This is a genomic window from Vibrio crassostreae (assembly GCF_041439375.1).
Taxonomy (GTDB): domain Bacteria; phylum Pseudomonadota; class Gammaproteobacteria; order Enterobacterales; family Vibrionaceae; genus Vibrio; species Vibrio crassostreae_D.
The window spans coordinates 20940-42234 of the sequence record NZ_JBGONY010000015.1 but is presented as its reverse complement, the minus strand read 5'-3'; the positions used below and the strand labels follow the sequence as shown (position 1 = coordinate 42234).

The following is a 21295-nucleotide window of genomic DNA, read 5'->3' as shown; positions in this document are numbered from 1 at the left end:
CTAAGAGCACGCTTTATAAGCGAATAAGCCACTGAGTTCTCATTTTATTATTACTTGATTAATTGGATAGGATTACACGGACATGACCCAAACATTTGAACAATACATAAACCTTGCAGACGAAAAACTCGGCGCGGAAGCTATCTTCGCAACAGACGATTTTTTCGCCGATAAAAGCCGTCTTCTCAGCCACGCTGCGCCAGAGTGGAAAGACGACTTATACGACGATAACGGCAAGTGGATGGACGGTTGGGAAAGCAGACGCAAACGTGGTGAAGGTTACGACTACTGTGTCGTTCGCCTTGGCCTAGCTGGCACTATTGCTGGCGTTGATATTGATACCTCATTCTTCACAGGTAACTTCCCACCTTCGGCATCAATTGACGCGTGTTATTCACCACAAGGTGAGCCAACAGACGCAACAGAGTGGCAAGAAATTCTGCCTTCAATGGCACTACAAGGTGATCATCATCATCTTGAAGCGATTGAAAGTGACCAAGTATTTACGCACCTACGTTTGAATATCTATCCAGACGGCGGTGTCGCTCGCTTACGTGTTTATGGCCGACCAAGTGTGGATTGGGAAGCAATAGATTCTCAGCAACAAGTTGACCTAGCATCGGTTGAACACGGTGGCCGAGCATTGGCCTGTAGCGATGAGCACTACGGCAACAAAGCCAACATCTTAGGCCCTGGCCGTGGTGAAAACATGGGTGATGGCTGGGAAACAGCGCGTCGTCGTACACCAGGTAACGACTGGGTTATCGTGGCACTAGGCCACCCAGGTAACATCGAACGCATCGTAGTGGATACGGCCCACTTCAAAGGTAACTACCCTGACAGCTGCTCAATTCAAGCGGCTTACGTGAAAGGTGGTACCGACGACCAAGTAGAAACACAAAGCCTATTCTGGCGTGAACTGTTGCCTGCACAAAAGCTGCAAGCGCACGAAATTCACGAATTCATTTCTGAGGTAAACGACCTTGGTGCGATTACCCACGTACGTGCAAACATATTCCCAGATGGTGGTATCAGCCGTTTGCGTCTGTTTGGTACGAAAGCGAAATAGGTAAGGAAATGAGTATGAGTAATGGAATACGTCGTTTATCCATCGAACCGTTAACCAAGCAGGCTTTTGCAGAGTTTGGCGATGTTATCGAGTCCGATAATAGTGATTTCTTCATGATCAACAGTGGATCAACACGTCGCTACCACAAGCTAGCGACAACGGATGTGCAAGACCAAGACGGAGAAGCCATCATCAGCATCTTCCAAGCCACACCGTTGAGCTACCCACTGACCATCAAAATGTTAGAGCGTCATCCACTTGGCTCTCAAGCATTCATTCCATTACTTGGTCAACCCTATTTAATTGTTGTTGCGCCAAAAGGCGACGATCCAACATTAGCCAATAGCCGAGCTTTCTTGAGCAATGGCCGTCAAGGAGTGAACTATCACAAAGGGGTGTGGCATCACCCAGTTCTCGCCCTCACCGATCAAGACCAGTTCTTGATCGTCGATAGAGGTGGCGAAGGACACAACTGTGACGAAGTTTATTTCGACAGCGATCGAGTGGCGTTGCATTTGGACGATCTGCCAACGGACGACAATAAGGAAGAGCAACGCTTAGCTAAAGCGTTGTGATACAGGAGTTTATTATGGATCCGCATATTACAGAATGGTTGAATCTAGCAATACGCTGGGCTCACATGATTGTTGGTGTTGCGTGGATAGGCGCATCATTTTACTTTGTTTGGTTAGAGAACAACCTTAACCGAGTAAACCCAAAAACGGGCCTTTCAGGCGACTTATGGGCAATTCACGGCGGTGGTATTTATCACCTAGAGAAGTACAAACTTGCGCCACCAGAGATGCCAGAGCACCTGCACTGGTTTAAATGGGAAGCTTACTTCACGTGGATCACCGGTGTGTGTCTACTGGGTGTGGTTTACTACCTTAATGCCGAGATTTACCTGATTGCACCGGGCTCTGGCCTTGATTCTACAACGGCAATTGCGATTGGTATTGGTTCATTCGTTGCCGGTTGGTTTATCTATGACTTACTGTGTGACTCACCATTAGGCAAAACACCCGTGTTGCTTGGCGTTGTGTTGTTTGTGCTACTCGTCGCTGCAACTTACGGTCTAACCCAAGTATTCAGTGGACGTGGTGCCTACATCCACGTTGGCGCGATCATTGGTACCATCATGGTGGGTAACGTATTCCGCGTTATCATGCCTGCGCAGCGCAACTTGGTGAAAGCGATTGAAGAGAAGCGCGAACCGGATCCGGCACTGCCAGCGAAAGGCCTACTGCGTTCTCGTCACAACAACTACATGACACTGCCAGTGCTGTTCATCATGATCAGTAACCACTTCCCAAGCACTTACGGCTCGGAATACAACTGGCTGATTCTTGCTGGTTTAGCGATTTTCAGTATCTTGGTGCGTCACTACTTCAACACCCGTCATGGTAGCCAGAAGTTTGCATGGACAATACCAGTAGCGGCATTGGGTATGATCACGCTTGCGTTTGTGACTTCACCTTACGCGAAAAAACAGATGACTCCAGTTGTACAAGCTCCAATCGTTCAAGAAGTGCAAGTAAGCGCGACTGAATCGGCTACTGAAGAGATCGTTTCGAACATTACGGCCTCGACAACGACCGATGAGGCTCCTGCACACGCAACGCAATCTGCTGCAGGCGTAAGCTTTGAAACCATCAACAAAGTCATTCAAGAGCGCTGTTCTGTGTGTCACTCATCAACCCCTAGCCATGCCGCTTTTGCTGCTGCGCCAGGTGGTGTGATGTTTGATACCCCAGAAGAGATTAAAGCCAACGTTCCAAGGATTGTTGCTCAAACCGTAACAACCAAGGTGATGCCGCTCGGTAACATGACTCAAATGACTGACGAAGAGCGTGCTCTTATCGGCACTTGGGTAGAGCAAGGCGCTACGCTTCAATAACCGTACTTTTCAATAACAGTACTCAGCATCCTTTACCTAAGAGCATGAGTCTTAGGTGAGGCTTGGGGAGAGTTTGGTCTTACGGGCACGCGCCAAACTCATCCCACCCTGTTTCCCCGGTTCCTATAACCGGGGCTTTTTGTTTTTGGCTGCATAGGGGCTAGGTTGTATGTGAACAGGCTTCTTGTTAAATATGTCTATTAATCCAGCGAAAAGTGAGAACTACAACAACAAATGTATCAACCTGACTAAGGACTAATAGCTAGGCACCAATGATTATATTATCATTCGCTAAACTAATACTTTTCTGGATGCGTAATGGAGCACTTATTACAAGGGTTGCTTAAGGCCAAGTCGAGCTCTGAATTATTCTATAGTTCGTTAAACTTGATATATAAAAAATACAAACCTAATCATTGCTTTATTGCTGATACGAATCGCGACGACTCCATTGCCTATACTAATTGCTACTTGCAAGAGGGGAGGTTAGTAGAAAACTTTTCGTACCCTTTACTAGAGACACCTTGTGACATTGCGTTAAAAGGCTTAAGTAATTACTGCTTTTACTCCTCTGATATCCAAAAGAAATTCCCTAAAGATATTGCACTAGAAGTGTTGGGTGCTCAAGCATATATAGGTTTACCATTAACTGCTCGTAATGGCGAAAGAGTGGGTTTGGTTGTCATGCTTTATGATAGAGCTATGCCGAATCTAGAGTTGGATAATCAACTGATCGAACAATTGGGATACATCCTTGGGCAGGAGCTATACCAAAACAAACTTAACCAAAATAATCAAAGGCTTATAAGGCAGTTTGAGCACGTTGAGTCATTGAGTGATTTGGGTTTTTTCCAATGGGATATTCAAAGACAAACTTTTGAGTTTAGCCCCAATTTTTGGAGAGTTCTTGCTGTAGACCCATATCAATTACCATCACTCGAGTTCCTGTTTTCGACCTATATTTTCGCGGATTCCGAAAGAGCCTCTGAATATATAGCAACAGTACTATCTAACCTAGAGAACCCATCAGTGGCGATTGTGAGTAAAGATGAATCGCTAGTGAATAAGCACCTTAAGCTAATTTGTCACAATAACTTTGATGCGCAAGGTGTACTTACCAGTATCGAGTGGGTCATACAGAATATTACTTTGCATCAAGAGCTTACGCATGAGTTTAATATGGCTTGTGAAGCGTTGAATCAAAGTAATGATGCGATACTAATTACTGATGCAGAAAATAAAATTGTTCAGCTAAATGATCGTGTTGAAGAACTTACAGGCTATTGTAGAGAAGAGCTGATGGGCAAAAACCCATCCTTGTTTTCTTCTGGTTTACAGGAGCCAGATTTCTACAAGAAAATGTGGACGGACCTCGAAAGTAATGGACGTTGGGAAGGTGAACTATGGAATAAAACTTGTCATGGAACGATTTTCCCTGAGCGTTTGAGCATTACCACATTGAAGGATGAGAATCGCGCTATATCGCATTATATTGCGGTGTTTAGGGATATCACACGACGAAAGAATAATGAGAAAAAGATTGAACAGTATCAGAAGTATGAGTTTGTTACTGGACTTAAGAACAGACAAATTTTTATTCAAGATATTGAAGACAGGCTACTTAGTGGCGAGAAAATTTCAGTAGCTTTATTTGACATAAAAGGTTTCTCATTGATTAACCAAATACATGGTGATGAGATTGGCGACCAATTGCTCTCTTCGGTTGCAGAGCGGTTAGGTCAAGTCATGGGTGAACAGTGTATAGCATGTCGTTATGGTTCCGACGAGTTTGCTATTGTTATCGATGAAATGCCAATTGAAGATGTACTCAGTTTATGCAATGACATCCGTCGTGAGCTTTTAGTCAGTTACTCAATCTTAGGGAGAACTATATCCATTGGTTGGAATGTAGGTGTTTCTACCACCTTAAATAATGTCTCTGAAGCCAACCCGATGATGCAGGCGAAACTAGCACTAGAGAAATCAAAAATTCGAGATGGCCAGCCAGTTGTTTATACTTCAGAACTGGAAGATCAATCTGTTCGTAGATTAAAGCTGAAAGTGGCACTGGAAGCCGCAATTAAAGAAAAGCATATTCAAGTTTACTATCAGCCGATTTATCATACCGAGAGTAAGGTGGTCAAAAAGTTCGAGGCATTAGCTCGTTGGAAGTATGGAAATGAATATATTTCCCCTTTTGAGTTTATAGGTATTGCCGAAGAATACGACCTGATTATTCCACTTGGCCGCTGTATTCTGGATCAAGCGTGCGCCGATTTAGTTACACTGCACAACCAAGGTTATACCGATACTGTATTTTCAATTAATCGCTCAATAAAAGAGCTCAATGCAGTAGAGCTTCAGCATAATTCGATTATCGAAGTATTGAATCACTACCAGTTACCGGTGAGTGCAATTGTTGTCGAGATTACCGAGTCGGTATCTCTTGACGACAACCCAATCGCAAAGCAAGTTCTTGATAAATTAAAACAAAGTGGTATTAAGTTGGCTATTGATGACTTTGGTACTGGTTATGCTTCATTTGGAAATTTACTTAGTCAAGAGCTAGACTACCTGAAAATAGATCGCTCGTTTATTAAAGATATTATGCACGATAAAGGTTGTTCTATTCTCACTCAAACCGCGATCAGTTTGGCAGACAAATTAGATCTAGATGTCATAGCTGAGGGGGTTGAAACTGAGAGTCAATTAACCCTTTTAAAGGGGCTAGGTTGCAAGTTTGTTCAAGGGTACTTTTTGGGCAAACCAGCGCCGTTCAAGGAGATCTATCGCCATCTCCCCTCTCTTTGATTGAATGGCAATATTCATTGGGAATTGAACTACATGAAAACGCTAACGCACAATGTTAGCGTCTTCGGTTCCATCTGCCGTATCTAAGGGGGACTTAGATATCTTAGTTGGTGTTAGTTACGTGAGCTTGAAGATGCTATAGAGCGACTCACAACACTCGGCTTTAAAGAGAAACTCGACGCGTTGAGAACACTTGAACTGTGTATGTTGGAACTTATATCACTCAAATGAGTGCCGCGAAAATAAGTCGAGTTTTATGGAGCATGTATTGGCTATGAAATAGCGACAAGTTTCAATCGGATATTATTCATCCAAACTCTAACTTTTGGTGCTGTTTTTACTTTCCCCTTACACTCCTTTCAAATATCGAACCTAGTATCAAATTTCTCTTTGTCATACAGGCAAGTCTCTCATTATGAAGAACTTCTTTGATAGCGAACTCATGCTCTCTAGCTCCTTGAATTTCGTTTTGCTATCGCTTGGGTTAACGCTCCTTTTTCATCTTCCGATTTGGTGTGGGTTCAACTTGAGCCGACGAAAGTGGAAGCTCATGGATTATTTATGGCCGTTTCTAGCGGGTATCGGGATGCTGGGTGCAGTGTCTGAGATTCGTGCGAAAGTAGCGGGTGATTGGGTTGAAACCGAACAAACCAGAGCGGTGGCGATTTTAGAATCGGTTCAACAGTTTTCTTTGGATAAGTTGAGAAGTGATACCTGCACAGGTCAGCCGTCTTTAGATAATCACGCTCAGCATCATGAAGCGTGTTTGTGGTATTTGAATACAGCGATCACGTTCAAAGATGTCGATTTCACTTTGTTACCCAACGCATCGGATTTTACGGTTCCTGCGCCGAGCGTATCGCTGGTTGAAAGTGATGCGGTGTGGGTGGATGGTATGCTGAGTCAGTATGAGAAGCAGAAAAACCAATACATAAAAACCAGAGAAGCGCAGGTGAAGCAACCGTTAGAAAGTATCTTCTGGTATGTGAGCCCTTACTTAGTCTGCTTTGCAATAGCGCTGCGCCTTACTAAAGTGACGGCAGAGCTTAAACTGGATAAGTGCGTAAAAAATTAACTCGACAAAGACAGCGCGAACGTCAGCAAAATAGGCAAGGTGACAACACTCAGGAAGTTGCCGAATAACACCATAGACGCGACCTTGGGTGGCTCTACATTGAACCTTTCTGCAAACAGGTAGTTCATTACTGCGGGTGGCAGCATGGTGAACAGCACCATCATTTGTAAGTGCAAAGTGGGTAGCGGAATGAAGAAGTAGATGATCGTAAAAGCGATGGCGCCAGTAAACAGCGATTGAGCGGTACACAATAAGCCGACTTTCAACCCGCTTAGCCTCAAGTTGACCATTTGTGAACCCAATGACAACAGCATGATAGGAACAGCAGCTTGCCCAAGCAGCGATGTGGCTTCGTAGATTGGGTTCCACACCGCAATGCCGGATAAGTTCAGTGTCATCGCCAATGCTGCCGCTAAAAATATCGGCATCTTGAGGATCTGTTTGATTGGGTTGCCTTCGCTTAGTAACGCCAAGCCCACACTGATATGAACACACGCCGACACCACAAACAGCAGTACTGCTGGGGCTAATGCACTTTCGCCAAAGGTATACGTGAACAAGGGAATCGCGAGGTTGCCACTGTTGCGAAACATGTGTGGTGGAGCCCAAGCCTTGAAGTTGAGCTTAAAGATCTTACAGATCGGAATCATCAACAAAGCTGGCACTAATACCGCGATCAAAGAGGCGGAGATGAGTGGCAACTGTTCGGTGTCGAGCGGCATGGTGGTCAGCGATGCAAACACTAAAGCAGGAATACAGACATCCATATTAATGCGATTGATTGGCTTGAAATCGGGCTTAAGCCATCGACCTACAGCAAAGCCAGCACTGGCGAGTGCAAAAACGGGAAACAGAATGCTGACGACCTGTTCGAACATAGAATTCCTTTCTAGATTGAGTGCTTCCATTTAGCTGAGAAACGAATGTTTTAGAGAGACGCTAAAGTGAAGTATGAAGTCGATATGTATAAACATTAACCTATCAATATAATGACTTGGCGTCACCGAAGATCGTTGTTTGTGAACGGTTAATTTATATTTCTTTGAATGAAGCACAAAAAAGACCAGTGGCATCAGCAACTGGTCTTTCAAGGCTAGATAAATCTGGACGGATTTTTAATTAACGACGGCTGTCGCTGTCTAGCGATTGTTACTCGGTTTTCAGTCTAGCTAACGAGCTTTTGATAATCTTTGAAATTCACATCGTAGGCTTTCTCGCCGTAGATGTAAGTCTCGCTGACGGTTCTGTCGTCACCCAGGCTCATCAATACAAATAGCTTCTCTTCAAGCTTGGTCGCTTGTTCCATTCTAAAGCGCATCAATTGTGTGGCGTGTAAGTCCAACACCACGAAATCGGCTTCTTTTCCTACTTCCAAGTTGCCAATCTTGTCTTCTAAATGCAGTGAACGTGCACCACCTAATGTGGCTAAGAATAGCGACTTAGCTGGGTGCAATTTCTTATGTTGAAGCTGCATGATCTTATAGGCTTCACTCATGGTTTGTAGGATTGAGAAGCTAGTGCCTGCGCCGACATCAGTCCCCATACCAACACGAATGCCGTGCTCTTCCATTTCTGGTAATCGGAATAAACCTGAGCCTAAGAACAGGTTAGAGGTCGGGCAGAAAGCAATGGCAGATTCCGTGTCGGCTAGGCGCTTACATTCGCAATCAGACAAGTGAATGCCATGGGCGAAAACCGAACGTTTGTGCAGTAGGCCATAGTGGTCATACACATCCAAATAGCTGTCGCGCTCTGGGAACAGTTCTTTTACCCATTCAATCTCTTTCTCGTTTTCAGAAAGGTGCGTGTGCATATACACATCTGGGTACTCTTCTAGCAATTTACCAACGGTAGCCAATTGTTCTGGTGTACTGGTTGGCGCGAAACGAGGTGTCACGGCATAAAGCAAACGGCTGCGGTTGTGCCATTTCTCAATCAGTTCTTTGGAGTCGGCGTAGCCAGATTCTGGCGTGTCGGTGAGGTAATCAGGCGCATTGCGATCCATCAAAACCTTACCCGCAATCATACGTAGGTTGCGCTTCTCAGCTTCTTCAAAGAAAACGTTAACCGACTCTTTGTGTACCGTGCCGAACACGAGTGCCGTGGTTGTGCCGTTGCTTGCTAGTTCGTCTAGGAATAGCTTCGCCACTTTGTGTGCGTAGACTGGGTTTTTGAAGCGCTTTTCTTCTGGGAAGGTGTAGTTCTCTAACCAATCAAGAAGTTGCTCACCGTAAGACGCGATCATCCCTGTTTGAGGGTAGTGGATGTGCGTATCAATAAAGCCAGAGGTGATCAGCTTATCTTTGTATTCTTTTACTTCGAGTGTTTTAGGCTGACGTGCCAATACGTCATCGGCATGGCCTAAGTCGACGATGTGGCCGTTTTCAACCACTAAAACACCGTCTTCAAAATAGTCGTAAGACTCATCGATACCGACGTCTTTTGGATCGGCTACGCTGTGTAAAATACTGGCGCGATAAGCTTTGCGTTGCGTTGTCATGTTTACTTCCTTTTAATGACTTCAGTAACGTTATGGCTACCGAAGCTTTGCGACTTGTATTAGGCGATCTTCTCTTCCAAAGGTGGTTCGCCTACATCGCTTGGTTGACTGTGTTGCTCGGTCAAATCCTGATTTCGATATTGTTTGGTCGGGCGCTTTTGTTCAAGCGCTTGCCCTTGATAGTGTGCGATCAGTTCACCCGCAACTGATACCGCGATTTCAGCGGGATGTTTGCCATTCACAGCGCTGATGCCAATCGGGCAAATCATAGTTTCAATTTGCTCTTGGCTATAGCCACGCTGCTCTAGGCGGAAGTCAAACTTCTTACGCTTGGTCAGCGAGCCGATCATGCCGAAATAACGGCTGTCTTCACGGTCGATAATGGCTTTCGTTAAATCGAAATCAAGCTGGTGGTTGTGGGTCATTACTAGGTAGTAGCTGTTCGGTGGCATGTGTTTAACTTCGCCAACCGGATCGTCTGTGACTAGCTTTTTGACACCGTGAGGAAGCGTGTCAGGGAACACTTCTTCACGTTCATCAATCCAGGTCACACGGAAGGGTAGGGTCGCGACAATGTGCAGCAGCGCCTTGGCCACATGACCAGCACCAAACAGCACGAGATGGTTCTGTTGAGTGCCAATCGGTTCAAAGCTTAATGTTGCCATTCCGCCACAACATTGGCCTAAACGAGCACCGAGGTTAAAGCGCTCCACTTTGAGCGATTTTTCACTAGCAATCAGCATTTCACGCGCCATTTTAGTGGCCACATGTTCAAGGTGACCACCACCAATCGTAGCGATGATTCGGTCGCGAGTGACAAGCATCTTGGTACCCGCATCACGTGGCACTGAGCCTCTGTCTTCAAGCACTGTCACCATGACACATGGTTCGTAGTTCTCTTCCAGTTTTGCCAGTTCGTGAATCCAATTATCCTTAAACATATGTCCTCCTAAATCCCTTTTGTGCTTCCCTAGCTGTCCATTACGCCCTAAGCTGTTTCTGATTGAGCATCGACCGAGGTCGGGGCTGTTTCAGAGACTTCCTGAATCGCCATCAGAATACGCTCTGGCGTTGCTGGTGTGTTGAGCTTAGGAATTGCGCCATCAACGGCTACGTAGCTAATCGCATCTTTCAATGCACTCCATACCGACATACCCAACATAAAAGGTGGCTCACCCACGGCTTTCGAGTTGAATACTGTGTCTTCTGGGTTGCTGCGGTTTTCCAAAAGGTGCGTTCTGAAATCAATCGGCATATCAGCAATCGCTGGGATTTTGTAGCTTGCAGGGCCGTTGGTCATTAAGCGGCCTTGCTGATTCCACACCAACTCTTCTGTGGTTAACCAACCGACACCTTGTACAAAGCCACCTTCGACTTGGCCGATATCAATCGCAGGGTTCAGTGAAGCGCCCACGTCATGCAGAATATCAACACGCAGAATCTTGTTTTCACCGGTTAGGGTATCGATGATGACTTCTGAACAAGAAGCGCCATACGCGTAGTAGTAGAACGGACGACCGCGTGCCTTCTCGTGATCGTAATAGATCTTCGGAGTGCGGTAGAAGCCAGTGCTTGATAGCGAGATTTGGTTAAACCAAGCCAGTTCAACAAATGAGTTGAAGGTCATGATCTCATCGCGGATCTGCACCATGCCGTTTTTAAACACCACTTCTTCAGGCCACACTTTGAAGTGCGAAGAAGCGAAGTCGATCAGGCGCTGCTTAATGGTTATTGCGGCGTTTTGCGCGGCCTTACCGTTGAGGTCGGCGCCCGATGAGGCTGCGGTTGGTGATGTGTTCGGAACTTTGTCTGTGTTTGTAGCGGTGATCTGTATACGTTCGACATCGACTTGGAACTCCTGTGCAACGATTTGTGCCACTTTGATGTTCAAGCCTTGCCCCATTTCCGTACCACCGTGATTCAAATGAATACTGCCATCGGTGTAGATATGGATAAGCGCACCTGCTTGGTTCAAGAAAGTCGCAGTAAACGAGATGCCGAATTTCACCGGTGTGATAGCAAGACCTTTCTTCAAGATAGGGCTCTGCTTGTTGAACTCGGCAATGTCTTTACGACGTGCGTGATAGTCACTGCTGCGTTCAAGCTGTTCGGTTATCTCAGGTAAAAAGTTGTCTTCAACGGTTTGGTAGTAATGGGTCACGTTACGGCCTTCTTCGCCGTAGTAGTTCGCCTTACGTACTTCCAAAGGATCTTTTTTCAGGTAACGCGCAATCTCGTCCATGATGTGTTCGATAGTCATCATGCCTTGTGGACCACCAAAGCCACGATACGCAGTGTTCGATGCTGTGTTGGTTTTGCATCGGTGACCGACCACAGTTGCATCGCCTAAGTAATAAGCGTTGTCTGAGTGGAACATTGCGCGGTCTACGATAGAACTTGATAAGTCTGGTGAGTAACCACAGTTACCTGCAACGGTAATGTCGGCACCTTGAATCACACCATTGTCGTCAAAACCAATTGTGTATTGGTTGTAGAACGGGTGACGTTTACCCGTCTGCTGCATGTCTTCACTGCGCAGCAAACGCATTTTGGTTGGGCGACCAGTGAGGTGAGCAATAACCGCAGCCATACACGCTGGAGAGGCTGCTTGAGTCTCTTTACCACCGAAACCACCACCCATACGACGCATATCAATCACGACTTTGTGCATTGGCACACCAATCACTTCCGCAACCAGTTTTTGAACTTCGGTCGGGTTTTGAGTCGAGGTGTAGACGATCATACCGCCGTCTTCGGTTGGCATCACGCTACTGATTTGAGTTTCTAGGTAGAAGTGCTCTTGGCCGCCGATCTCTAGATCACCAGAGATCACGTGTTTTGCTTTTGCCAATGCGGCTTTCGAGTCACCACGCTGCTGGGTGTGGCTCTCTGTGACGAAGTGCTCTTTCTCTAGCGCTTCTTTCACATCAAGAATCGCAGGTAGCTCTTCGTATTCAATAACGGCTGCATGTGCGGCTTTGCGTGCGGTTTCTAAATCGTTGGCTGCCACGGCAATTACAGGTTGGCCGTAATATTCTACTTTGCCGTCGGCAAGCAGTGGGTCACCCGGAAGGATAGCACCGATATCCAGTTCACCCGGTACGTCTTTGGCTTGAATAGCAATCGCCACGCCTTCGAATTCGTAACACGGTGATAAATCTATCTTGGTGATGTTGGCGTGTGCTTGAGTGCTCAGGCGTGCGTAGACGTGCAGCTGATTTGGGAACTCTAGGCGGTCATCAATGTATACCGCTTCGCCCGTGACTTGCTTGGCTGCACTGTCGTGTTTAACGCTTTTACCTACGCCAGTTTTTAGGTCTTGTTTTGCAATGGTAACCATCTCTTCGTGGGTCATCGCATGCTCGTGTGATTTAGACATAAGATGTTACCCTTGTTTCGATTTGGTTGTTTTTGTTCTGCTGTTCAATGAAGTAACGACGCAACATATTTGCTGCCGACAATGAACGGTATTCTTGGCTTGCACGGAAATCAGATAGTGGCTCAAAGTCGTTATACAGTTCCTGCATTGCTAACTTAATATTAGCGTCTGTCCACGGTTTGCCTAATAACGTATTTTCACAACGCGCCGCGCGCTTAGGTGTTGCAGCCATACCACCGAAAGCGATACGAGCGTAAGAAACCTTGCCATCTTCGATTTGAATATCAAACGCACCACACACTGCAGAGATATCATCGTCTAAACGTTTAGACAGTTTGTAAGCTCGGAAGCTGTCGTTGGTTGGCTTAGGAATGATGATCTGTTCAATGAACTCACTCTCTTTTTGCGCTGTCACTTTGTAGCTGATGAAGTAATCTTCAATCGGCATGGTGCGTGACTCATCACCACAACGAAGTTTGATCTTCGCGTTCAGGGCAATCAGTAGAGGAGGGGTATCACCGATAGGTGAAGCGTTGGCAACATTGCCACCGATGGTGCCTTGGTTACGAACTTGAAGTGAAGCAAAGCGGTGCAATAGTTCCCCAAAATCTGGGTAGTGTTTTTTCAGTAGTGAGTAAGAATCGCTGATAGGTAGGTTGGCACCAATGATTAAATCGGTGTCGGTCTCTTCGCATACCTTCATGTCTTCAACAAGGTTTACGCTGATCAGTGTTTCAATCTCGCGATGGAATTGTGTCACTTCCAGTGCTAAATCCGTGCCGCCAGCAACCAGCTTCGCGTTCGGATGCGCTTGAAAAAGCTTGGCCAACTCGTCAGTGCTTTTCGGGGAAAAAGCGGTGAGGTGACCAAGGCGTAAGTTGGCCTCGGTGTCTTGAATACCTTCTAGCTTCTTGATGGTGTTGCGTTCAAGCTCAGCAAATTGGTCGATCAAAGGTTGGTCTGTTGAAAGCGACATCGCGGCATCAACGATTGGTCGGTAGCCTGTACAACGACATAGGTTACCCGCCAGTGATTCCATGACGTCTTCTTTGCTCGCATCGGGTTTGTTCTTGCCTAGGGCAAACATCGACATGATGAAGCCCGGCGTGCAGTAACCACACTGTGAACCGTGAAAATCGACGACCGCTTTCTGTACCGGGTGTAATGACTTATCTCGGTTTTGCAGATCTTCTACTGTGATCAGCTGCTTACCGTGTAACGCTGACACAAATGTAAGGCAAGAGTTCACCGAACGGTATTGCAGTTGTCCATCAACTACTTCACCGAGAACGACGGTACATGCGCCACAGTCACCTGACCCACAACCTTCTTTGGTACCGGTTTTATTAACCTTGGTACGAAGGTAGTTGAGCACTGTCATGTTAGGTGACAGATTGTCTTCACGTCTTATTTCCTGATTGAGCAAAAAAGTAATCAAGAGACCTCCTTGTAAATCGACATATTTCCATGTGTATTCTTTTTGACTTCTAGGTCAATAATTATCCATCCTGACCCTGTGGTCAACTATTTATTTACAAAAATGCAACAAAGAGGTGTTGTGGTAAATTGTGCACAATTCACTTTGTTATCTATTTTGTTGTTTTATATAGATTTGATGGTCTTTTGATAAGTTTAATGTTGTGAATGTGTTTTTGACGATGTATACAAAAATGTAGGGATTTAAGGAGGCGAGCGCATCAGTGTTATTCAGTTCTATAGCTTCGTTCAGGCTAGTAATAACAAGGCGAATAGGGGAAGTAGTGGTGATTTTCTAATGATGGAATAGGGTTTCACGCATAAAAAAGAGAAGTAAACGCTGAGGCTTACTTCTCTCCTATTTTGTTAATAAAAAGTTGTTAACAAAAGGTTTGGCTATCTAGTTAGCAAAGCTATGACTTGCTCTTGAGCAGATCAGAGAACACCACGTGCAGGTCACTCGAAGCTGTGTTGCTGTCTAGGTTGAGCTTGGAGCGAATATGGCTTAAATGCTCTCGCATTAGGTCAACGGCTTGCTCTTCATCGCCAGACTCTATCGCATCAAGTAACCCTTCATGCTCATCGAGAGAGCAATTTGAGTGGCTGCCGGTTTCGTACTGGGCAATAAGCAGCGAGGTTTGCGATACCAAGCTGCGTTGGAAAGCGAGCAGTGGTGTGTTTTCTGCCATTTCAGCCAGTTTGATGTGGAACTCACCAGATAAACGTAAGCCAGAACCATAGTCACCTTGGTCAAAGGCGCAGTTCTCTTTCGCGACCAGTTTTCTACACTCTTCGATTTGAGCTTTGGTTGCGTTCTTAACCGCTAGCTCAGTGATAGCAATTTCCATCACTTCACGTGCTTTAAATATCTGCTTGGCTTCGTCTACTGTTGGGGCTGCAATCACAGCACCTCGATTAGGGCGGATCACCACAACTTGTTCTAAAGAGAGGCGCAGCAAGGCACGGCGGATAATAGTACGGCTAACGCCAAAGATTTCTGCAAGTGCTTCTTCGCTCAATTTAGTAGCTGGTGGCAGCCTTTGTTCTAGTATCGCGTCGAAGATATGGCAGTAAACAACATCGTCTTGAGTCTGGCCTGTTACTTTCGTTTTTACACCTTTGGAGACAGAATTTTTGAGAGCTGTCATAGAGATAAGGGCCCTTGTTTAGTCGAGTTGGATTGGTCGAGAATAATTCATGAGTGTTACTCTATATTGTATACATTTATCTATACAATGCCACCGGATGAAAGTGCGATGCACGCTTATTTGTTAATGACTTATAACATTTAGTTTGCAGGGAACTGTGTGCAATCTAAAGCTTTAAGCCATTCTTATTGAACTAGACGCGATTATCGCCACAGCTGTAGGCGACGATCTGGCTTATTTCGCTCAGGGTACGACCTGATTGCTGCTGCCACTCGTTGAAAGCCTTACTTGCCGCGACTTGTGCTCGTTTGGTGTTACGACCGCTATCAATCACATCTGTGCTGCGCAGGTGCGCTTCAACGTCAGAAGATAAGATAAACGTGTCTTTGCCCATTTGGCGCAAGGTGTAAGCACCTGTGTTACCACCTAATCGCTTACCGTGTTTCTTCAGATAATCCCAAAGTTCTGTAATTCGTTCTGATGGCCAGTCGGCAACCATTTGTGAGAAGGAATCCGCTTCACGCTTGGCATTGTGGATCATCATTGCGTTGGCAGGGATGGTCATCACCTTGGTGAGGTGGCGAATAATGCGTGGATCTTGCGCTTTTTGTTCCCACATCTCATTCGGCAGCATCAGCATTTTTTCGATATTGAATTCAAAGAACACTTCTTCAAATTGCGGCCATTTCTTTCTCACCACATTCCACGAAATACCACACTGGAATACCTTCTCGGTAAAGGCGGCTAGCCAACGGTCGTCGGTAATTTGTGATAACTCGGTTTGTGAAAGAGGTGCACGAACAATCTTCTCGAGCTCTGCTGCGCCACCTTTACGGTGAGCGGCACGTTGGTAAATGGTGTCGAATTTTTCTTGGGCCATTGAAGGTTCCAAATTACATCTGTGTAGCCAATGCTTAATGATATGGGGTCAAATCTGGCAATTAAAACGATTCTGTTAACTAAAGTAAGTCTGTTAATTAAAACGATCAAGCTGAGTAAAGGATGCTAGCCGAGCTTTAATTCCATCTGATACAAGGGCCAGGTATTGCCATTGAATTCTTTGAATTTTGGTTCTTTGTCGACCACTTGAAAGCCCGCTTTGTCGTAGCAACGTTTCGCACCGTGATTCTGTTGGAATACCGCTAAGCTGATGGTGGTGACATCAGGGATTTGTTTTGCGGCTTCTAATGCACTTTCTATCATGGACTGCCCAAACCCTTTACCACGCTGACTTGGATGAATGGCGACTCGGCAGAATCGAAGTTCACTGTCTGACATACGTTGAAACTCCATAAACCCGATCAGTTCTGAGTTATTGCCGTTCGAACTCAGTTCAGAGAGAGCACTAGGTTCAGAGAAGGTATAGAGATCGACATGAGGCTCTTGAGAGCGTTTGATGATTGAGGCGGCTTCCAACGGCCAACCAAATGTTCGCCCTCCCCATAACACGTAGTCTTCTAGGGATGTAAACCAAGTGACGATCTCGTCGGCGTCGGATGCTTTAAAGTGGTTTATTTCCATATCCTTTTTCTCCTTGTCGTGTGTCTCTTTTTCTAAACCATTAAACTTCCGTACTCAACTGCTCAAGAAAGCCACGCATGTAGTCGGTGCGCTTGTTGGCTTCTAACTTGGCGGACTCTGTATTCATGGTTTCAGCGAGCTTAAACAGCTTCACGTAGAAGTGGTCGACGCTGTAATGCTTGTCATCTAAGTCACGATGTTCCGCGAACGGGTCTTCGTGATTATAGAGTTCAGCGTTAAAGCTCTGACCCACATACAAACAGCGAGCGATACCAATTGCACCGAGAGAATCAAGGCGATCGGCATCTTGGACGATCTGAGCTTCTAAGGTTTCAGGTGTGATGTTGGCGCTGTAGCTGTGCGTGACAATGGCATGATGGATCTCATCAAGATAGGACGCGGGATAGTCGATAGATTTGAGGAAAGAGATCGCCTTATCTGCTGCCATTGTTGAGCTTTGGGCTCTGTCTGGGTGGTTCTTAGGAAAGGTGAAGCAATCATGAAGATAAGCTGCAGGTAACACGACTTCAAGCTTAGCTTGTTCTTGAGCACACAAAGCTTTGGCGGTTTTGACTACGCGTTTGATGTGGCTGATATCATGCGCCGCATCTTGTGTCATTTCTTGTTGTGCAAACTCAAGCAGTTGGTCTTCAAACTTTTCCTTCACGCGTCTCTGTCTCCATATTTAGACGTTAGCAATCTTGCTGATTACTTAGCATTTATCCCAAATCGACTTTAACAGTTTCAAGCGCGAGTTTTTATCTTTTATAAAAACTATACCAACAAAAAAACCGACTCTGTGAGTCGGCTTAATAGAGAGGCTTGTCTACGTTGATAAAAGCATTATCAACGGCAGTGAGAGTCTAAGCTGCAGCTTGTTGAAGCTGTGCTAGCACATCATGTAGAGAAGGGCTGATGGTGTGTCCAAGCGCTTTTACTTCGTCACATGGCTCTACTAAATCAGGGATCTGGAAACTGATCATGTTGGCTGCCATAGAAGCGCGAATGCCGTTGTTTGAATCTTCAAACGCCAAGCAAGTTTCAGGCGCAACACCTAGGCGTTCTGCCGCCAATAAGTAGATCTCTGGGTGAGGCTTACCGTGAGTCACTTCGCAGCCTGTGCTTAGTGAAGTGAAGTAAGAATCTAGGCCTGCTAGCTCGAGCTTTTTCTTTGCGATATCTAGCTGAGTTGAGGTTGCCACCGCGATTGGAATATCATTCGACTTTAGCCATTCAAGCAGCTCAATAACGCCATCTTTTACTGGGATGGCTTGGTTTTTAACTATCGCACTATAGCGGGTGCGCCATTCATTATTCAGTGCTGGGTAGTCTAGGTTTTCACCATAGCCATTTCGAAAAATCTGTTCGATGGTTTTTGCGTTACAACCAATGATGCCTAGGTAAACATCTTGCAAAAACGGAACACCTTGCGCGTGACATGCTTCTTCAAAAACCTGCATACAAAGTCGCTCGGTGTCGAGCAGCAGTCCATCCATATCAAAAATAGCAGCTTGAAAATTCATATTCGTGGTTCTTTCTGTATTGTCATCGTAAGGGCGGATATTTTGACACAGTGTATGGGGATAGGCGAGTTAGAGTTAAGTCAAAATGGCAAGAATTGTATTACAAAAATTGAGGAGAATAGGGGGAGTACGTTATGGGTTTCTGAATGGGTGATAGCGTTTAGTTATGATATTTAAATTTTATAGATTCAGGCGTTCTAAAAGAAACAATGAACATCAGAATGCATAACAATCCTAGAGTTTCACTTGAGTGAAAAATTACATTTTAGATACTTAATCGCCTGTTATCGTGACCCTAATCTTATAAAAAACAATCCATTAAAACGCTCAATGATTGTGTGATCTACCAATAAGTAACGCATTGAACATAAAGACAAAATAACCCTAGTCCACATTTTTAGCAGGGTTGCTTATGTTGTATTTTGAGTTTCTATTTTTACTTGTCGTTCTCTATATCGGTTCTCGGTATGGCGGTATTGGTTTAGGGGTTGTTTCTGGTATTGGTTTGGTTATTGAAGTCTTTATCTTTAAGATGCCACCAACGTCACCACCTGTCACCGTAATGCTGATCATTCTCGCGGTGGTAACCTGTGCCTCGATCTTGGAAGCGGCTGGTGGCTTAAAATACATGCTGCAAGTGGCGGAAAGGGTGCTAAGAAAGAACCCGAAACGTGTCACCCTAATAGCCCCATTTGTTACCTATTCGATGACGTTCCTGTTGGGTACTGGCCACGCGGTTTATTCGATCATGCCTATCATTGGCGATGTGGCATTGAAGAACGGGATTCGCCCTGAGCGCCCAATGGCGGCAGCTTCTGTTGCATCTCAACTTGCGATTACAGCCTCACCAATCTCGGCAGCCGTCGTTTATTACTTAGCGCAGCTATCGGATATTCAACACTCTATTACTTTGCTTTCAATTCTATTGGTGACGGTGCCAGCAACGTTGTTCGGTACGCTGTTACTTTCTCTGTACAGCCTAAAACGCGGTAAAGAACTGAATGACGATCCTGAGTACCAAGAACGTTTGAAAGATCCTGAGTGGAAAAAGCGCATAGAAAGCACCACAGCAACATCTCTCGATGAAGTGCTACCTAGCTCGGCTCGTAACGCGGTATTAATTTTCCTACTTTCTATTGTCGTGATCGTAATTGTGGCGATGGTGCCAGAGATCAGAACCATTGTAGACGGCGACAAGCCAATCAAGATGTCGGTCATCATCCAAATGATGATGCTCTGCTTCGGCGGTATCATTTTACTGGCAACCAAAACTGACCCACGTGATGTGCCAAATGGCGTGGTATTCAAATCCGGTATGGTGGCAGCAATTGCTATCTTCGGTATCGCTTGGATGTCGGATACTTACTTCCAATACGCAATGCCGCAGTTCAAATCGGGCATCGTGGAAATGGTGACCAACTATCCATGGACGTTCGCACTAGCGCTATTCATCGTATCGGTTGTGGTGAACTCTCAAGCGGCTACTGCACGTATGATGCTACCGGTTGGCCTTGGCTTAGGATTAGATCCAGCACTACTTATCGGCTTGATGCCAGCGGTTTACGGCTACTTCTTCATCCCTAACTACCCATCAGATATTGCAACGGTGAACTTCGATGTTTCTGGCACCACCAAGATTGGTAAGTGGTACTTCAATCACTCATTCATGTCGGTGGGTTTAATCGGTGTCGTCGGCGCATGTTGCTTGGGCTACGCACTGGCTCAGATTTTTATCGCTTAACCTAGCTTTCGGTTGCTTAATTTAACTAGTGATAACGAGATAAGAAACGAAAAACAGCGCCTGAATTGGCGCTGTTTTTGTTTGGGATATTTGAAGTATTGGTTTTCCGAGTCGATACTAACGAGCTTCAAAAGCCAAAGACTGAATTGCTTCTTCAATCGTTGGGAAGTGGATCTTCATCAAGCACACTTCTGCCTTCTGGAATTCATGATTTCGAATCAGTTTAGTCACGCTTTCTACTGAATACTGCTCAGTTCGTTTCGCTAGCGACAGTTGATTTGAGTTCGATTGAAGTGCGTAACTGTCACCTTCAGAATCGATGAGGTAATCATCTTCACCCAAGATCATGTCTGAGCATTCTGCCTGAAAATCTTGTTCTGACGCGACGTAAATAAGCTCATCGTCACCGTCGAGTTTTACCAAAGATGGCCAACTGATCATTACTGCTCTTTCTATGTGCTGCTTACTGCTTTTAATAGTGGTGACGACAAGCAATTATGTAAAAGTTATCGTCATCTGCTTTATACACTAATCGATTCTTGTCATCGATTCGTCTTGACCAAAAGCCAAACAGGTTGCCGACTAGTGGTTCCGGCTTTCCAATCCCTTCAAAGGGCGTTTTTTTGGCAGCTTCAATCAACTTGTTTAGTTTCTTGAGCGTTTTCTTGTCTTGGGTTTGCCAGTATAGGTAATCTTCCCAAGCATTATCTGTAAATACAATCTTTCGATCATTCGTCATTATTCAATTCTCGAACGGTTGTATTTCCGGTTTCGAGTTGAGCAATGGATTCAGCCAATCTTTCAGCGTTTTTAGGCGAGCTCATTAGGTACAAGGTTTCTTGCATTGAATTAAAATGATCAAGAGACATTACCACGGCATCTTCTGAATCTCGTCTGGTTATTACCGTAACATCAGAATCGTCTACTACTCTATCGAGCACAGACTTAAGGCTATTTCTGGCCTCAGTAAAAGAAACAATATTCATCACTTATTTACCCTGTTGTTTTTGGATATGTTTAATCTTTCAATATATACAGAATAGTTAATCATTCATGAGTTAACTATTGTACATGTCCCGCTTGTTGTACATGTTATATCAGAGATTAAACATGATCAACTTATGGTACATGTCACTCACTGTAAATCTGCAGAGT

The 21295-nt window shown here is 45.2% G+C and carries 19 protein-coding genes and 1 pseudogene; 7 read left to right on the top strand and 13 right to left on the bottom strand.

Going from position 1 to position 21295, the window contains the following annotated elements; all coding sequences use genetic code 11:
* The first annotated feature begins 82 nt into the window (after positions 1–82).
* From alc to ACED45_RS08795, 6 genes and pseudogenes are all read left to right on the top strand, one after another.
* Complete coding sequence (gene alc, locus ACED45_RS08820) at positions 83–1069, top strand: allantoicase (protein WP_017086623.1); 987 nt, start codon at positions 83–85, stop codon at positions 1067–1069.
* Between the two features lie 14 nt (positions 1070–1083).
* Positions 1084–1644, top strand: a complete 561-nt coding sequence (locus tag ACED45_RS08815) for an ureidoglycolate lyase (RefSeq protein ID WP_004732859.1) — start codon at positions 1084–1086, stop codon at positions 1642–1644.
* A gap of 14 nt (positions 1645–1658) precedes the next feature.
* Entirely contained in the window at positions 1659–2966 is a 1308-nt protein-coding gene (locus ACED45_RS08810; protein WP_371713797.1) for a urate hydroxylase PuuD, read from the top strand.
* Positions 2967–3284: 318 nt separating this feature from the next.
* Positions 3285–5777, top strand: coding sequence for a putative bifunctional diguanylate cyclase/phosphodiesterase (locus ACED45_RS08805; protein ID WP_371713796.1), 2493 nt, complete (start codon positions 3285–3287; stop codon positions 5775–5777).
* Positions 5778–5835: 58 nt separating this feature from the next.
* Positions 5836–5999 (top strand): annotated as a pseudogene (locus ACED45_RS08800) (GrpB family protein); the annotation flags it as partial.
* Between the two features lie 328 nt (positions 6000–6327).
* Positions 6328–6852 (top strand): hypothetical protein, encoded by a 525-nt coding sequence (locus ACED45_RS08795; protein ID WP_371713795.1) that lies wholly within the window; start codon positions 6328–6330, stop codon positions 6850–6852.
* On the opposite strand, the gene ACED45_RS08790 is transcribed toward ACED45_RS08795, so the two are convergent.
* The 10 genes from ACED45_RS08790 to ACED45_RS08745 all read right to left on the bottom strand — a co-directional run bounded on the left by ACED45_RS08790 (position 6849) and on the right by ACED45_RS08745 (position 18399).
* Positions 6849–7730, bottom strand: a complete 882-nt coding sequence (locus ACED45_RS08790; RefSeq protein WP_371713794.1) for an AEC family transporter — start codon at positions 7728–7730, stop codon at positions 6849–6851. The genes ACED45_RS08795 and ACED45_RS08790 overlap by 4 nt on opposite strands.
* A 287-nt stretch (positions 7731–8017) precedes the next feature.
* A complete protein-coding gene (gene guaD, locus ACED45_RS08785; RefSeq protein ID WP_102433434.1) occupies positions 8018–9352 on the bottom strand; it encodes a guanine deaminase in 1335 nt (444 codons plus the stop codon).
* Positions 9353–9411: 59 nt separating this feature from the next.
* Positions 9412–10293, bottom strand: coding sequence for a xanthine dehydrogenase accessory protein XdhC (gene xdhC / locus ACED45_RS08780; protein WP_239940647.1), 882 nt, complete (start codon positions 10291–10293; stop codon positions 9412–9414).
* Positions 10294–10340: 47 nt separating this feature from the next.
* Positions 10341–12731, bottom strand: coding sequence for a xanthine dehydrogenase molybdopterin binding subunit (xdhB, locus tag ACED45_RS08775; protein WP_371713793.1), 2391 nt, complete (start codon positions 12729–12731; stop codon positions 10341–10343).
* Entirely contained in the window at positions 12724–14169 is a 1446-nt protein-coding gene (xdhA, locus tag ACED45_RS08770; RefSeq protein ID WP_123285338.1) for a xanthine dehydrogenase small subunit, read from the bottom strand. Before xdhA ends, xdhB begins: the two co-directional genes overlap by 8 nt.
* Positions 14170–14620: 451 nt before the next feature.
* Positions 14621–15355, bottom strand: a complete 735-nt coding sequence (locus ACED45_RS08765) for a GntR family transcriptional regulator (RefSeq protein ID WP_371713792.1) — start codon at positions 15353–15355, stop codon at positions 14621–14623.
* A 193-nt stretch (positions 15356–15548) separates the two neighbouring features.
* The gene (locus ACED45_RS08760; protein ID WP_371713791.1) at positions 15549–16235 is read right to left on the bottom strand and encodes a DNA-3-methyladenine glycosylase I; all 687 of its coding nucleotides are present in this window, start codon (positions 16233–16235) and stop codon (positions 15549–15551) included.
* Positions 16236–16360: 125 nt separating this feature from the next.
* Complete coding sequence (locus ACED45_RS08755; RefSeq protein ID WP_371713790.1) at positions 16361–16876, bottom strand: GNAT family N-acetyltransferase; 516 nt, start codon at positions 16874–16876, stop codon at positions 16361–16363.
* 40 nt (positions 16877–16916) lie between these two features.
* Complete coding sequence (locus ACED45_RS08750; RefSeq protein WP_102393980.1) at positions 16917–17543, bottom strand: HD domain-containing protein; 627 nt, start codon at positions 17541–17543, stop codon at positions 16917–16919.
* Between the two features lie 196 nt (positions 17544–17739).
* A complete protein-coding gene (locus tag ACED45_RS08745) occupies positions 17740–18399 on the bottom strand; it encodes an HAD family hydrolase (protein ID WP_008221043.1) in 660 nt (219 codons plus the stop codon).
* 412 nt (positions 18400–18811) lie between these two features.
* On the opposite strand from ACED45_RS08745, the gene ACED45_RS08740 reads away from it, so the two are divergent.
* A complete protein-coding gene (locus ACED45_RS08740) occupies positions 18812–20140 on the top strand; it encodes an anaerobic C4-dicarboxylate transporter (protein WP_371713789.1) in 1329 nt (442 codons plus the stop codon).
* A 117-nt stretch (positions 20141–20257) separates the two neighbouring features.
* On the opposite strand, the gene ACED45_RS08735 is transcribed toward ACED45_RS08740, so the two are convergent.
* The 3 genes from ACED45_RS08735 to ACED45_RS08725 are packed head-to-tail and all read right to left on the bottom strand — an operon-like array spanning position 20258 to position 21126.
* Positions 20258–20581 (bottom strand): DUF4144 domain-containing protein, encoded by a 324-nt coding sequence (locus ACED45_RS08735; protein WP_371713788.1) that lies wholly within the window; start codon positions 20579–20581, stop codon positions 20258–20260.
* 31 nt (positions 20582–20612) lie between these two features.
* Positions 20613–20879, bottom strand: a complete 267-nt coding sequence (locus tag ACED45_RS08730) for a Txe/YoeB family addiction module toxin (protein WP_371713787.1) — start codon at positions 20877–20879, stop codon at positions 20613–20615.
* Positions 20869–21126: a type II toxin-antitoxin system Phd/YefM family antitoxin gene (locus tag ACED45_RS08725; protein ID WP_017069755.1), complete on the bottom strand. Its 258-nt coding sequence runs from the start codon at positions 21124–21126 to the stop codon at positions 20869–20871. The genes ACED45_RS08730 and ACED45_RS08725 overlap by 11 nt, the downstream gene beginning before the upstream one ends.
* Between the last annotated feature and the right edge of the window lie 169 nt (positions 21127–21295).

What these genes read in the sequence shown, in the direction of transcription:
- alc (WP_017086623.1), top strand. Translation starts at nt 83, where the DNA reads ATGACCCAAACATTTGAACAATACATAAACCTTGCAGACGAAAAACTC.
- ACED45_RS08815 (WP_004732859.1), top strand. Translation starts at nt 1,084, where the DNA reads ATGAGTAATGGAATACGTCGTTTATCCATCGAACCGTTAACCAAGCAG.
- ACED45_RS08810 (WP_371713797.1), top strand. Translation starts at nt 1,659, where the DNA reads ATGGATCCGCATATTACAGAATGGTTGAATCTAGCAATACGCTGGGCT.
- ACED45_RS08805 (WP_371713796.1), top strand. Translation starts at nt 3,285, where the DNA reads ATGGAGCACTTATTACAAGGGTTGCTTAAGGCCAAGTCGAGCTCTGAA.
- ACED45_RS08795 (WP_371713795.1), top strand. Translation starts at nt 6,328, where the DNA reads ATGGATTATTTATGGCCGTTTCTAGCGGGTATCGGGATGCTGGGTGCA.
- ACED45_RS08790 (WP_371713794.1), bottom strand. Translation starts at nt 7,730, where the DNA reads ATGTTCGAACAGGTCGTCAGCATTCTGTTTCCCGTTTTTGCACTCGCC.
- guaD (WP_102433434.1), bottom strand. Translation starts at nt 9,352, where the DNA reads ATGACAACGCAACGCAAAGCTTATCGCGCCAGTATTTTACACAGCGTA.
- xdhC (WP_239940647.1), bottom strand. Translation starts at nt 10,293, where the DNA reads ATGTTTAAGGATAATTGGATTCACGAACTGGCAAAACTGGAAGAGAAC.
- xdhB (WP_371713793.1), bottom strand. Translation starts at nt 12,731, where the DNA reads ATGTCTAAATCACACGAGCATGCGATGACCCACGAAGAGATGGTTACC.
- ACED45_RS08765 (WP_371713792.1), bottom strand. Translation starts at nt 15,355, where the DNA reads ATGACAGCTCTCAAAAATTCTGTCTCCAAAGGTGTAAAAACGAAAGTA.
- ACED45_RS08760 (WP_371713791.1), bottom strand. Translation starts at nt 16,235, where the DNA reads ATGGCCCAAGAAAAATTCGACACCATTTACCAACGTGCCGCTCACCGT.
- ACED45_RS08755 (WP_371713790.1), bottom strand. Translation starts at nt 16,876, where the DNA reads ATGGAAATAAACCACTTTAAAGCATCCGACGCCGACGAGATCGTCACT.
- ACED45_RS08745 (WP_008221043.1), bottom strand. Translation starts at nt 18,399, where the DNA reads ATGAATTTTCAAGCTGCTATTTTTGATATGGATGGACTGCTGCTCGAC.
- ACED45_RS08740 (WP_371713789.1), top strand. Translation starts at nt 18,812, where the DNA reads ATGTTGTATTTTGAGTTTCTATTTTTACTTGTCGTTCTCTATATCGGT.
- ACED45_RS08735 (WP_371713788.1), bottom strand. Translation starts at nt 20,581, where the DNA reads ATGATCAGTTGGCCATCTTTGGTAAAACTCGACGGTGACGATGAGCTT.
- ACED45_RS08730 (WP_371713787.1), bottom strand. Translation starts at nt 20,879, where the DNA reads ATGACGAATGATCGAAAGATTGTATTTACAGATAATGCTTGGGAAGAT.
- ACED45_RS08725 (WP_017069755.1), bottom strand. Translation starts at nt 21,126, where the DNA reads ATGAATATTGTTTCTTTTACTGAGGCCAGAAATAGCCTTAAGTCTGTG.